At 72.1% G+C, this 12,516-nt stretch carries 12 protein-coding genes; 6 read left to right on the forward strand and 6 right to left on the reverse strand.

From position 1 onward, the window contains the following. The first annotated feature begins 31 nt into the window (after positions 1-31). Both ACZ6S6_RS28210 and ACZ6S6_RS28215 read left to right on the forward strand, forming a co-directional pair. A complete protein-coding gene (locus ACZ6S6_RS28210; RefSeq protein WP_362964635.1) occupies positions 32-550 on the forward strand; it encodes an Lrp/AsnC family transcriptional regulator in 519 nt (172 codons plus the stop codon). 38 nt (positions 551-588) lie between these two features. After that, on the forward strand, positions 589-2,274 hold the full coding sequence (locus tag ACZ6S6_RS28215; protein ID WP_469707348.1) for a DUF885 domain-containing protein: 1,686 nt from the start codon (positions 589-591) through the stop codon (positions 2,272-2,274). 273 nt (positions 2,275-2,547) lie between these two features. Here ACZ6S6_RS28215 and ACZ6S6_RS28220 read toward each other — a convergent pair whose 3' ends face one another. Continuing rightward, a complete protein-coding gene (locus ACZ6S6_RS28220) occupies positions 2,548-3,174 on the reverse strand; it encodes a TetR/AcrR family transcriptional regulator (RefSeq protein WP_469707350.1) in 627 nt (208 codons plus the stop codon). Positions 3,175-3,278: 104 nt separating this feature from the next. Between ACZ6S6_RS28220 and ACZ6S6_RS28225 the strand changes: the two genes are divergently transcribed. Further along, positions 3,279-4,013 (forward strand): SDR family NAD(P)-dependent oxidoreductase, encoded by a 735-nt coding sequence (locus ACZ6S6_RS28225; protein ID WP_469707352.1) that lies wholly within the window; start codon positions 3,279-3,281, stop codon positions 4,011-4,013. Positions 4,014-4,106: 93 nt separating this feature from the next. Next, positions 4,107-4,730, forward strand: a complete 624-nt coding sequence (locus ACZ6S6_RS28230; RefSeq protein WP_469707355.1) for an NADPH-dependent F420 reductase — start codon at positions 4,107-4,109, stop codon at positions 4,728-4,730. Positions 4,731-4,842: 112 nt separating this feature from the next. Here ACZ6S6_RS28230 and ACZ6S6_RS28235 read toward each other — a convergent pair whose 3' ends face one another. The 3 genes from ACZ6S6_RS28235 to ACZ6S6_RS28245 all read right to left on the reverse strand — a co-directional run bounded on the left by ACZ6S6_RS28235 (position 4,843) and on the right by ACZ6S6_RS28245 (position 9,855). Then, positions 4,843-7,926 carry an AAA family ATPase gene (locus tag ACZ6S6_RS28235; RefSeq protein ID WP_469707356.1) on the reverse strand — a complete coding sequence of 1,028 codons (3,084 nt, stop codon included), beginning with the start codon at positions 7,924-7,926 and terminating at the stop codon, positions 4,843-4,845. Continuing rightward, on the reverse strand, positions 7,923-9,089 hold the full coding sequence (locus ACZ6S6_RS28240) for an exonuclease SbcCD subunit D (RefSeq protein WP_469707358.1): 1,167 nt from the start codon (positions 9,087-9,089) through the stop codon (positions 7,923-7,925). The genes ACZ6S6_RS28235 and ACZ6S6_RS28240 overlap by 4 nt, the downstream gene beginning before the upstream one ends. Positions 9,090-9,228: 139 nt before the next feature. After that, positions 9,229-9,855: a YigZ family protein gene (locus tag ACZ6S6_RS28245; RefSeq protein WP_362964621.1), complete on the reverse strand. Its 627-nt coding sequence runs from the start codon at positions 9,853-9,855 to the stop codon at positions 9,229-9,231. 59 nt (positions 9,856-9,914) lie between these two features. Here ACZ6S6_RS28245 and ACZ6S6_RS28250 point away from each other — a divergent pair, with 59 nt between their 5' ends. Both ACZ6S6_RS28250 and ACZ6S6_RS28255 read left to right on the forward strand, forming a co-directional pair. After that, positions 9,915-10,325, forward strand: a complete 411-nt coding sequence (locus tag ACZ6S6_RS28250; protein WP_362964619.1) for a CoA-binding protein — start codon at positions 9,915-9,917, stop codon at positions 10,323-10,325. A 101-nt stretch (positions 10,326-10,426) separates the two neighbouring features. Then, complete coding sequence (locus ACZ6S6_RS28255; protein WP_469707362.1) at positions 10,427-11,278, forward strand: AAC(3) family N-acetyltransferase; 852 nt, start codon at positions 10,427-10,429, stop codon at positions 11,276-11,278. Here ACZ6S6_RS28255 and ACZ6S6_RS28260 read toward each other — a convergent pair. Beyond that, positions 11,268-11,828 carry a YbaK/EbsC family protein gene (locus tag ACZ6S6_RS28260; RefSeq protein ID WP_362964617.1) on the reverse strand — a complete coding sequence of 187 codons (561 nt, stop codon included), beginning with the start codon at positions 11,826-11,828 and terminating at the stop codon, positions 11,268-11,270. The two genes, ACZ6S6_RS28255 and ACZ6S6_RS28260, sit on opposite strands and share 11 nt — an antisense overlap. A 44-nt stretch (positions 11,829-11,872) precedes the next feature. Further along, positions 11,873-12,445, reverse strand: a complete 573-nt coding sequence (locus ACZ6S6_RS28265; RefSeq protein WP_469707364.1) for a helix-turn-helix domain-containing protein — start codon at positions 12,443-12,445, stop codon at positions 11,873-11,875. Positions 12,446-12,516 lie beyond the last annotated feature (71 nt).

Here is a 12,516-nt window from a genome sequence, read left to right on the forward strand (position 1 = left end):
TCTGGACAGATGCCCGTGCTACGTTCGGCAGATGACCGATTCCATCGCCCTGGACACGGTGGATCTGCACATTCTGCGCCTGCTGCAGAACGATGCCCGGACCACCTACCGCGATCTCGCGGCCGAGGTCGGGGTCGCCCCGTCGACATGCCTGGACCGGGTCACCCGGATGCGCCGCACGGGCGTCATCCTCGGTCACCAGCTGCGACTGGATCCGGCCAGAATGGGGCGCGGGCTGGAGGCCCTGCTGTCCGTGCAGGTCCGGCCGCACCGCAGAGAGCTCATCGGCCCGTTCGTCGAACGGATCAGGACGCTGCCCGAGTCCCGGGCGCTCTTCCATCTGACCGGTCCCGACGACTATCTGGTCCATGTGGCCGTTGCCGATACCGCCGACCTGCAGCGGCTGGTGCTGGACGAGTTCACCTCGCGCCGCGAAGTGGCCCGGGTGGAGACCCGGCTGATCTTCCAGCAGTGGGAGTGCGGACCGCTGCTGCCGCCCTCGGCCACAGCGGCCGGGCCGGGCACATGTCAGGCCTCACAGCCCGATTGATAGTGACGGGGAACCCCTCTCCGTATGAGGATGTCCACATGTCAGACACTCCTAGCAGCGCGCTGCCCCGTCAGGTCGCCGACGCCTACGTCGACGCTTTCATCCGACTCGACCCGATTTCCGGCACCTTTCTCGGTGTCGCGGAAAGCTCGCGCCGCCTTCCCGACTTCTCCCCCGCCGGCCAGGAAGCACTGGCCGATCTGGCCCGCGCCACGCTCGCCCGGCTCGACCGCGCGGAACAGCTGCCCGGTGCGGCCGATGACGCCGAGCGCCGTTGCGGCCGCCTCCTTCGTGAGCGGCTGACGGCCGAACTCGCCGTCCACGAGGCCGATGAGTCGCTGCGTGCCGTCTCCAACCTGCACTCCCCGGCGCACTCGGTCCGTGAGGTGTTCACCGTGACGCCCACCGAGTCGGACGAGGACTGGGCGGCCGTCGTCGACCGGCTCCGTGCGGTTCCGGCCGCGCTCGCCGGCTACCGGGAGTCGCTCGCGCTCGGTCTGGAGCGCAAGCTCTACGGCAGTCCGCGCGCCACGGCCACCTTCATCGACCAGCTCGACGAGTGGATCGGCGACGGTACGACGGGGTTCTTCCAGGACTTCGCGGCCGCGGGCCCGGCCGCCCTGCGCACCGGTCTCGACGACGGCGCCCGGCAGGCCGCGCAGGCGCTGGAGGAGCTGCGGCAGTGGATGCGCGAAGCGTACGCCCCCGCCGTCGAGGGCGCACCCGAGGTGGTGGGCCGTGAGCGGTACGCCCGCTGGTCGCGCTACTTCAACGGCACCGACCTCGATCTCGACGAGGCGTACGCGTACGGCTGGTCCGAGTACCACCGGCTGCTCGCCGAGATGCGGACCGAGGCCGCGAAGGTGCTGCCCGGCGCGGGCCCCTGGGAGGCGCTGGCCCATCTCGATGTGCACGGCAAGCACATCGAGGGGGTCGACGAGGTCCAGGCATGGCTGCAGGGGCTGATGGACGAGGCGATCGAGGCCCTGGACGGTACGCACTTCGAACTCGCCGAGCGGGTCCGCAAGGTGGAGTCCCGGATCGCCCCGCCCGGCGGCGCCGCGGCGCCGTACTACACGGGTCCGTCCGAGGACTTCTCCCGCCCCGGCCGCACCTGGCTGCCGACCATGGGCGAGACCCGGTTCCCGGTGTACGACCTGGTCTCCACCTGGTACCACGAGGGCGTTCCCGGTCATCACCTGCAGCTTGCCCAGTGGGCCCATGTCGCCGAGAGCCTCTCGCGCTACCAGGCGTCCATCGGCATCGTCAGCGCCAACGCCGAGGGCTGGGCGCTGTACGCGGAGCGGCTGATGGACGAGCTGGGCTTCCTGCCCGACGCCGAGCGCCGCCTGGGGTACCTGGACGCGCAGATGATGCGCGCCTGCCGGGTGATCGTGGACATCGGCATGCACCTGGAGCTGGAGATCCCGGCCGACTCCCCGTTCCACCCCGGTGAGCGGTGGACGCCCGAGCTGGCCCAGGAGTTCTTCGGCAACCACAGCGGCCGGCCCGCCGACTTCGTGGAGAGCGAGCTGACCCGCTACCTCTCGATGCCGGGACAGGCCATCGGCTACAAGCTGGGTGAACGCGCCTGGCTGCTCGGCCGGGAGAACGCCCGCGCGGCGCACGGGGACTCCTTCGACCTCAAGTCCTGGCACATGGCCGCCCTTTCGCAGGGGCCGCTGGGTCTGGACGATCTGGTCGACGAGCTGTCGAAGCTCTGACCGGGCCGGCGGGCCGGGCTCCGGGGGCGGACCCCGGGCCCGGCCCGCCGCTGTCAGCAGCCGCACTCCTCGGAGCCACCCGGCGCGGTGAGCGGGTCGCCACCGCGCCGACGCCCTCCACACCGCCGTGGCACCCGCTCTCCGCGGCCTGCCCGTCCGTCCGTCCGTCCGTCCGTCCAGCGCACGTCTTGAATTACCCCTGGCGAAAACCGTGATCGTCGACCATTTGCCCCCTACGTCGGTCGGGTAGCCCGAGGGAGTCGCACCCTCCGGCTACCCGACCGTTGCATTCGCGCTTCCCCGGTCCCGGTCCGTCGCGGGGAGGGCGTTGTCGATGAGGACGGCGGCGATGGCGGCGGCGGTGGGGAAGGATTCGGCGTTGAGGACCCGGGTGCGGGCCGAGGCGCCGTCGAGGAGCAACGCCAGTTGTTCGCCGAGCTGTTCGGGGTTGGCGGCGCCGGCTTCGCGGGCCGTTTCAGCGAGCCGCGCGGCGATGGCGAGCTTGTAGTCGCGTGCGTATTGGGACGCGGGGTGTTCGGGGTCGTGGATCTCGACGGTCGCCGCGATGTAGGGGCACAAGGGCGTGAGTTCCTCCGGGCCGGATGTGGGGACCTCGAAGACGGCGAGGAGTCGTTCGCGGGGCGTGAGGTCGGCGCGGTCGAACACTCCGGCCATGATGTCGGGATCGAAGCGGCGCAGGTATTCGGCGACGAGTTCGTCCTTGCTGGTGAAGTGCTGGTAGGCCGTGCGCTTCGAGACCTGGGCCACTGCGCAGAGTTGGTCCATGCCCGTGCGGTTGATGCCCTGAGCGCGGAACAGTTGCTGTGATGCGCTGAGGATGCGCTCGCGCGCACCCCTGCCGCGGCGCCGGCCTTGGGGGCCCTTCTCCAGCTTCGTCATGACTTCATCATAACCCAGCGCGGTACCGATCGGTATACATAGCTTGCGCTCCCACTGGTCGCCGGATACGTTAAGTACACAACTCGGTGTACAAAGGAGCAGTCATGGGAAAGCTCGATGGCAAGGTTGCGGTGATCACGGGCGGGTCGACCGGCATGGCGCTGGCCGGCGCGAAGCTGTTCGTCGAGGAGGGGGCTCATGTCTTCATCACAGGGCGGCGGCAGGAGGCGCTGGATGACGCCGTCAAGGTGATCGGCCGGAACGTGACCGCCGTGCAGGGTGACGCGGCCGACCTGGACGACCTGGACCGTCTGTACGAGACGGTCAAGCGGGAAAAGGGCTCGATCGACGTGCTGTGGGCGAGTGCCGGGACGGGTGAGCCGGGCAAGCTCGGCGAGATCACCGAGGAGCAGTTCCATCGCGCGTTCTGGCTGAACGCGCGCGGCACGCTGTTCACGGTGCAAAAGGCGCTGCCGCTGCTCAACGACGGTGCCTCGATCCTCATGACCGGATCGAACGCTTCGCTCAGGGGCTTCCCCGGGTGGAGTGTGTATGCGGGGAGCAAGGCCGTGCAGCAGGCCTGGGCCCGTGTGTGGCTGAACGAGCTGAGGGACAGGCGGATCCGGGTGAACGTGCTGACCCCCGGCCAGGTCGCCACCGCCAAGCAGGAGGAGTTGTTCGATCAGGAGACGAAGCGGCAGTTCGAGTCCCTGATCCCGCGGGGCGAGATGGGCCGCCCCGAGGAGATCGCGACGGTCGCGCTGTTCCTCGCCTCGGACGACTCAAGCTATGTGAACGGGCTGGAACTGACCACCGATGGCGGCACCACGGCGATCTGAACGCACACGCCGGTATGTGCGGGCGCACCCGCGCATAGCTCGGCGCAAACGAAACAAAGCGAGAGTCCGAGAACAAGGAAGAGAGCACACCTCATGAGCAGCATCAGCATCATCGGCACTGGGAACATGGCCCGTACCATCGGCGCGCTGGCGGTAGCGGGCGGCAACACCGTCGAGGTCCTGGGCCGCGATCACGCCAAGGCCGCCGATCTGGCCGAGGCTCTCGGCGGCGGCGCCACGACGGGAGAGTGGGGCGCCGTCCCGGCCGGGGACATCGTCGTCGTGGCCCTGTTGTTCGACAGTGTCGTGCCGACCGTCGCCAAGTACGGAAGCGCCCTCGCGGGCAAGGTCATCGTCGACATCAGCAACCCCTTCAATTCCACGTCCGACGGTCTGGCTCACCGCGAGGTCACCTCAATCGCGCAGGAAGTCGCCAAGGTGGCCCCGGCCAGTGCCAGCGTGGTGAAGGGATTCAACACCGTGTTCCGTCATGTCCTGGAGAACGGCCGGCCCGACGTCTTCATCGCCGGCGACAACGTGCAGGCCAAGGCGGACGTGGCGGCGTTCATCAAGAGCCTCGGGATGCGCCCGATGGACGCCGGTGGCCTGGAGATGGCGCACTGGCTGGAAGGAGCAGGTGTGCTCACGATGGGCCTCGCCCGCCACGGGGTGGGGGGCTGGGACTTCGCCCTCGGCGTCACGGAACTTCCCGCCTGAGCCGCTGCGCGAACACGCCGATCGGGAAGCCATCGGGCTCGGTCAGGGCTTGGCCGCTGCCGCCGGGTTCGTGGTGCTTGCCGGAGTACCGGGCGTCGATCTGCTCGCCCGGTCAGCCGCTGACTCCGTCCGCGGCCCGGTGGCGCACCGCGGATCCGTGGCGTTCCTTCACCACTTCGAGCTGGGCCGGGATGCGCCGGCGCAGGTCGGCGACATGGCTGACGATGCCGACGCTGCGGTCCCGCTCCCGCAGCGAGTCCAGCACGTCGAGCACCTCGTCGAGGGTCTGGTCGTCCAGGCTGCCGAAACCCTCGTCGATGAAGAGGGTGTCCAGCCGTACGCCGCCGGCCTCGTCGGTGACCACGTCGGCGAGGCCGAGTGCCAGGGCGAGCGAGGCGAAGAACGTCTCGCCGCCGGAGAGCGTGGCCGTGTCGCGTTCACGGCCGGTCCAGGCGTCGATGACATGCAGTCCGAGCCCCGCCCTGCGGCCACCGGTGCGGGCGTCGGAGTGGACCAGGGTGTATCGACCGGACGACATCCGCCGCAGCCGGGCGGTGGCGGCGGCCGCCACCTGTTCGAGGCGGGCCGCCAGGACGTAGGACTCCAGTCGCATCTTGCGTTCGTTGTCCGCCGAGGTGCCGGCGGTGAGCCCGGCGAGCCGTGCGATCCGCTCGTACTCCTCGCGCACCGGTCCCAGTCCACGTACCTCGTCCGCCGCGCGCCGGGACAGCCGGCCGAGTTCGGTGCAGCGCTCCCGCGCCGCGGTGTGGGCGCCCGCCGCGTCCCGCAGCAGCCGTTCGGCCGTGTCGTACACCGGCTGTGCGGCGTCCGGGGCGGCCGGGGGCCGGCCGGCGGCGGCGCGGGCGTCCGTCTCGGCGAGCCGGTCGGCGACGGCCGCGGCCTCGGCCTGCCAGCTGTCGATCCGGTGCTGGAGCTCTCGCTGCCGGGAGTCGGGGAGCCTCGTCCCGGCGGCGTCCTGCGGGGTGTCGAAGCCGGCCCGGAACGCCGCGTCGGCGAGCCGGTCGTCGGCCTCCTTCAGCCGCGCCGCCGCGCTCTCCTCCTCACGCAGCGTCGCGGCCGCCTCGTCGAGCAGGGCGACCCGGTGCTGGAGGAGGGCGGCGTGCTCGGTGACGCTGCCCGACCCGCCGCGGGCCTGTGCCAGCACCTCTTCCAGGGCCGCCTGTTCGGCGTCGAGGCCTTCGCGCCTCGAGGTACGGGCCGCGGCCCGGCGTTCGGCCTGCTGCCGGTCCCCGGTCCGCTGTTCCTGCTCGCGTTCGGCTGCCGCGAGGGCTTCGCGCGCCGCGTGCGTCCCGGTGGCGGTCCGGTAGGCCTCGGTGTGCTCCCTGGTCAGTGTGTCCACGAGACCGGTGAGCGCTGCGACCGTCGGCTCGGCCGCCCGGTCCCGGCCGCCCGCAGTCTTTCCGGCGCCGCCCGCCGCGTCCTCGGCCTGTCCGTCCCCGGTCTCCGCGGCCTCCGCACGAGCCGCCGCGTGCCGCTCACGTACGGCTGCGAGCGCGTGCTCCGCCTCGGTACGCGCCTGCTCGGCGCGCCGGTGGGTAGTCTCGGCGGCGTCCTCGGTGGCCTGGTCGACGTGTCCGTCGCCGGCACGGGCGGGCCGCGGGTGGTCGGGCGAGCCGCAGACCGCGCAGGCCTCGCCGTCGGCCAGTTCCCGGGCAAGCTCCGCCGCGATGTCGCGCAGCCGCCGTTCGCGCAGGCCGAGCCAGGCCTCGCCGGTGGCGAGGGCACGCTCCCGAGCCGTGTCGAGGCGCTCCTCGGCGTCCGACACCTGTGCGGCCAGCGCGTCCCGGCGCCGGGCCGCGTCCAGCCGCCGGCGGGCCGGGTCGAGCCGGCCGGCCAGGAGTTCGGCGCGGGTCGCCGCTTCCTGGGCCGCCTCGATGCGGGTGTGCAGAGCGTTCCGGGTGGCCTCCCAGCCGGCCAGCCAGCTCTCGGCGTCCCGGATCAGTTCGTCGTCCGCTCGGGCCTGCCGTTCCAGCGCGGTCCGTTCGCTGTCGATCTCGGCGCCGCGACGCTCGGCACGACGTGCGGCATCCAGACCGCCGAGCTCCTCACGGAGTCCGCGTTCCAGCGCCGTCAGCTGGTCGGCGCCCGCGTCGGCCAGGTCGCCGGGCAGCCCGGCCCGGGAGCGGTCGCGGGCCGCGCCCGCCCGCCGGTGCGCCCGCCCGGCCTCCTCGCGAAGCTCCAGCGCGGGGGCGACGAGATCCGCCTTGCGGGCCCGCTTCAGCTGCTCCTGTGCCTGATCGTGCTCGGCACGGCCGGCTTCCACCGCGGTGGCGCGCCGCCGGGTCTCCTCGTACCGCTGCTGGAGCCCGGCCAGTTCGCGTTCGGCGTCCAGGGCCAGCCGGGCGGCCGTCTGCCGGCTCTCGGCCGCGGTCAGCACCGACGCGGCGATGTCGAGGCGTTCCCGGGCGCTGCTGCGCGCCGTCGCGGCCCATTCCAGTACGGCGTCCGCGAGCCCCGGTTCGCCCGGCTGGATGACGGGCAACGGGCGCTCGCCCGCTGCGGGCCCTGCCGCCTGGGCGATCCGCTGGGCGACGGCGAGGATCCTCTCGTCCCCGGCCCTCACCTGTGTCCCGGCGGCCCGGCGCAGTTCGGCGAGGTGCTCCTCGACCGCGGCGAAGCGACGGGTGTCGAAGAGCCGGCCGAGCAGTCTGCCGCGCGCCTCGGCGTCGGCGCGCAGGAAGCGGGCGAAATCGCCCTGCGGCAGGAGGACCACCTGACAGAACTGGTCCCGGCTCATCCCGATGAGCTGGGTGATCTCCTCGCCGATCTCCTGGTTCGAGCGGCTCAGCGCCCGCCACCCCTCGTCGGGGACGTACTCGCGCAGCCGGCTCTGCGCCTTCTCCGTGGTGTAGCCGTCGCCCTTCCTCTTGGGGCGGGTCTGGGCGGGGCTCCGGGTGATCTCCAGGCGGCGCCCGCCGACGGTGAGTTCGAGCCGGATCTCGGTCAGCAGGTCCGCCGGGGCGTGGTCGCTGCGCAGCGAGGTTCCGGGGCTCTGCCGGGCGCCGGGCACCGCGCCGTACAGCCCGTAGCAGACGGCGTCCAGGACCGAGGTCTTGCCGGCACCGGTCGGTCCGTGCAGCAGGAAGATCCCGGCCGCGGAGAGCGCGTCGAAGTCGATCTCCTCAGTGGCGCCGAACGGTCCGAAGGCGGTGATGCCGAGCCTGTGGAGCCTCATCGGTTCACCTCGCGCACGCTGTCGTCGACCCGTACGTGGTCGAAGGCGCCGCGCAGCACCGTCCGCTCCGGCTCGTCGGTGCCGTACCCGCCGCGGACATGGGCCACGAAGTCCTCCGCGATGCTCTGGTCGTCGCGTCCGCGCAGCCGCTCGGCGTAGGAGGTCCGCGGGTCCTCGGGGGCCCGTTCCGGTTCGAAGGCGAGGCTGAGGGTGTGCGGGAACCGCTCGGCGAGGCGGGCCATCGGCTCGGCCGGGCGGACCGGGTCGGTGAGGGTGGCCTCCACCCAGGAGAGCTCGTGCCGGTCCAGGGCGGGGTCGTCGAGGAGGGTGTCGAGACGGCCGCGGAGCCGGGCGAGCGGGCGGGGCACCGGGCAATCGATCCTTCGCGCGGCGATCGCGCCCGTGGCGTCCAGGTCGATCAGCCACATCGTCTTGCGGTGGCCGGCCTCGGAGAAGGAGTAGGCGAGCGGGGACCCGGAGTACCGGACGCGCTCGGTGACGGTCTGGCAGCCGTGCAGATGTCCCAGCGCCACGTAGTCGACGCCGTCGAAGACCCCGGCGGGGACCGACGCCACTCCGCCGACGGTGATGTCGCGTTCGCTGTCGCTCGGCTCGCCGCCCGCGGCGAAGGCGTGGGCGAGTACGACGGAGCGGGTGGTGTCCGCGCGCGTTCCGAGGTCGGCGCGGACCAGGTCCATGGCGGCGGTCAGCACGGCCTCGTGCCCGGCCCGCTCGGCCTTGAACACGTCCTTGACGAGGGCGGGTTCCAGATACGGGAGCCCGTAGAACGCCACGTCGCCGTGCGCGTCCCCGAGCACGACCGGGGTGGCGCAGTGCGCGGGATCGGTACGCAGATGGATGCCGGCCCGCCCGATGAGTCCGGCGCCGACGCCGAGCCGGCGGGCCGAGTCGTGGTTCCCGGAGATCATCACGGTGGGGACACCGGCCGCGGCGAGCCGGTGCAGCGCGTCGTCGAAGAGCTGGACGGCGGAGAGCGGCGGCACCGCCCTGTCGTACACATCACCCGCCACCAGGACGACATCGACCTCGTGGTCACGGACCGTCGCGACCAGGTGGTCGAGGTAGGCGGCCTGGGCATCGAGCAGCGAGACCCGGTGGAACGACCGCCCCAGGTGCCAGTCCGATGTGTGCAAAATCCTCAAGACCCGGCTCCGACCTGCATGTTTCGCTTCCTCCACCCGTGGGGCCGCACCTCTTGTGCTCCGGAGCGGCCCGGACCCGGCGGCCGGTGATCGTCACACCCGCGCGGCCCTGCCCCTGACCCCCCGCGCACCACAGTACTCAGGCGTCCCCGTAGGACTCGCCGCCCAGCTCAAGTTCCGCCTCGCCCGCCGTCGCGTCGGCCAGCCAGCGGCGGAATTCCGCGACGTCGGCGTCCGGCAGCCCGATCTCGATGGTCACCGCCTCGGCGTAGCGGACCTCGCGCACGGTCCGTCCGGTGGCCCGCAGTTCGTTCTCCAGCCTGCCCGCCCGCTGGTGGTCCACGGTGACGGTGGCGAGGCGGAACCGCTGCCGGGTGAGCGTGCCGACCGCGTCGAGGGCCTCGCCGACCGCTCCCCCGTAGGCGCGGATCAGCCCGCCCGCGCCGAGTTTCACCCCGCCGAAGTAGCGGGTGACGACCGCGACGACGTACCGCATCTCGCGGCGGGTCAGCATCTGGAGCATGGGTACGCCGGCGGTGCCTCCCGGCTCGCCGTCGTCACTGGCCTTCTGTACGGAGGCGTCGGCGCCGATCACGTACGCGAAGCAGTTGTGGGAGGCGGTCGGGTGTTCCCTGCGGACGCGGGCGACGAACTCCTGCGCCTCCTGTTCGGTGGCGGCGGGTGCGAGCGCGCAGATGAAACGCGATCGGCTGATCTCGGTCTCGTGCACGCCCGCTCGGGCGACTGTCCGGTACTGCTCCTGCATCCGGCCAGCCTATGCGCAGGTACGGGAATGGTCCGGGGCGGCCGTCCGTTGTCCGGATCATGTACGCAGACACGGAGACGATCCGCAGAATCCTGACCGGGACGGGCGATACCTGGGCGGTGGTGGGGCTCTCCGCCAACCGTTCCCGCGCGGCCTACGGCGTGGCCGAGGTCCTTCAGCGCTTCGGGAAGCGGGTGGTCCCGGTGCATCCCAAGGCGGAGCGGGTGCACGGCGAGGACGGCTACGCCTCGCTGGCCGACATCCCGTTCCCGGTCGATGTGGTGGACGTCTTCGTCAACAGCGAGCTGGCCGGCCAGGTGGCCGACGAGGCGGTCTCGATCGGCGCCTCCGCGGTCTGGTTCCAGCTCGGGGTGATCGACGAGAAGGCGTACGAACGCACCCGTGCGGCCGGGCTCGACATGGTCATGGACCGGTGCCCCGCCATCGAGATCCCCGCGCTGGAGCGCTGAGGGACAGCCTCGGGTCCGCCCGTCGGCCGGTCCGCCGGTCCGCCGGTCGGCCGAATGTGCGGGGTGTCACATTCCGCTTCGGGCTGGAACAATGACCCGCTGTGAGTACTGCTCCCGCCCTCCGTGTGCTGAGCGCTTCCCACACCCGTGCCCGGCTGGCCGGACAGCTGGCCCGGCTCGGCGTGGAGCGGGGCGGCGTCCTGATGGTGCATGCCTCGCTGCGCGCCGTGGGAGCGGTGGACGGCGGGGTCCGCGCCGTGGCCGGCGCCCTGCGGGATGTGCTGGGACCGCGGGGCACGCTGGTCGTCCCGGCCTTCACTCCGGAGAACTCCGACACCTCCCCGCACTACCGCGCCCGCGTCCGCGGTCTCGGGGACCGGGAGCGGGAGGCCGTGCGGGCGGCCATGCCCGCGTTCGACCCGGCGACCACGGCCGCCCCGTCGATGGGCCGCCTGGCCGAAACGGTGCGCCGGTCACCGGGCTCGGTACGCAGCGCGCACCCGCAGACGTCGTTCGCGGCCGCGGGCCCGCTGGCCGGTCATGTGGTGGCCGGCCACCGCCCCGACTGCCATCTCGGCGAGGAATCCCCGCTGGCCCGGCTGTACGAGCTGCGGGCGCAGATCCTGCTGCTGGGGACCGGTTTCAGCTCCTGCACCGCGTTCCATCTCGCCGAGTACCGCGTCCCGTCCCCGCCCCGGCGCACCTACCGCTGCGTGGTGGGCGACAGCGGCGTGCGGCGGTGGTGGGAGTACGAGGACGTGGCCCTGGACGACAGTGATTTCGCGGCCCTGGGCGCGGACTTCGAGCGGTCGGGCCGGGCCCCGGCCGTCACCGCCGGCTCGGTCGGCTCGGCCCCGAGCCGCCTGTTCCGCTTCCCCGAGGCGGTCGGCTTCGCCACCCGGTGGCTGCCCGCGCACCGTCACGGCGGCGCGGGCGACTGCCTCAGCCCGTGATACCGAGACCTTCGACCACGACCGCGCCCGGCAGCGCCGCCAGCGCCTTGCCCGGCATGATCAGTTTGCCCCGGCGGCTGCCGCTCCCGATCAGAACCCATTCCTGGTCCACGACGGCGGGGTCGATCAACAGGGGCCAGCTGTCCGGGAGTCCGACGGGGGTGATGCCGCCGTACTCCATGCCCGTGTCACCGACCGCCGTCTCCACCGGGGCGAACCGCACCTTGCGGACGCCGAGGTGCTTGCGGACGGCCCCGTTCACATCGACGCGGGAGTGGGACAGCACCAGGCAGGCCGCCAGGGTGACGTCGCCACCGCGCTTGCCGGCCACGACGACGCAGTTGGCCGACCGGCTCAGCAGATCGGCCCCGTGGTGCTCGACGAAGGCCGCCGTGTCGGCGATCTCCGGGTCCGTGTCGACGTGGATGATCTGCTCGGCGGGGAAACCGCCCCAGCCCTCCCGGACCGCTGCCGCCACCGGTGCGGTGAGCAGTTCGAGGCGTTCGGCAGCGGGACGGGCATCCTCGAAGGAGCCGATGGGTGCGCGCATGCGCGCCACGCTAACAGCCCCGCGCACCGGCCCGGCCGGACGTCTCATCTGACGGGCGGGATGGACACGGCCATGGTGAGTTCGACGGGCTCGGAGCCCTCGTTCCGGTAGGTGTGGGGATGGTGCGCCTCGAAGGTGGCGGAGGCACCGGCGGGCACGGTGTACGAGGTTGTGTCGACGACCAGGGTGAGATCGCCCGCGGTGACGTGGAGCAGTTCGACGGTGCCCTCGGGATGCGGGTCGGACGCGCTGCCGTCGCCGGGCGCCAGCCGCCAGGACCAGAGTTCCAGCGGGCCCCCCGCCTCGGTGCCGACCAGCAGGGTGGTGGAGCTTCCCGCCTCCGTGGACCACATGCGTACCGCCTGGCTGGCGGGCACCAGGCGGACCGGGGAGCCCTGGTCGTAGTCGAGCAGCGTGGTGATGCTGACACCCAGCGCGTCGGCGAGCTTGACCGTGGTGCCCACACTCGGGTTGGTGCGTGCCTGCTCGATCTGGATGATCATGCCGCGACTGACCCCGGCACGGGTGGCGAGAGCATCCAGGGTGAAGCCCCGCTCCCCGCGCCAGCGCTTGAGGTTGCGCGCGAGGGACTGGGTCAGCTGGTCGAGATCAGTCACATTCCGTCCAATATTTTGGATGACAGGGTCAAAAATACTGCACTACGGTGTGGTGTACCCAACCGTTCACC

The sequence above is a fragment of the Streptomyces sp. NPDC048671 genome (genome assembly GCF_055587045.1).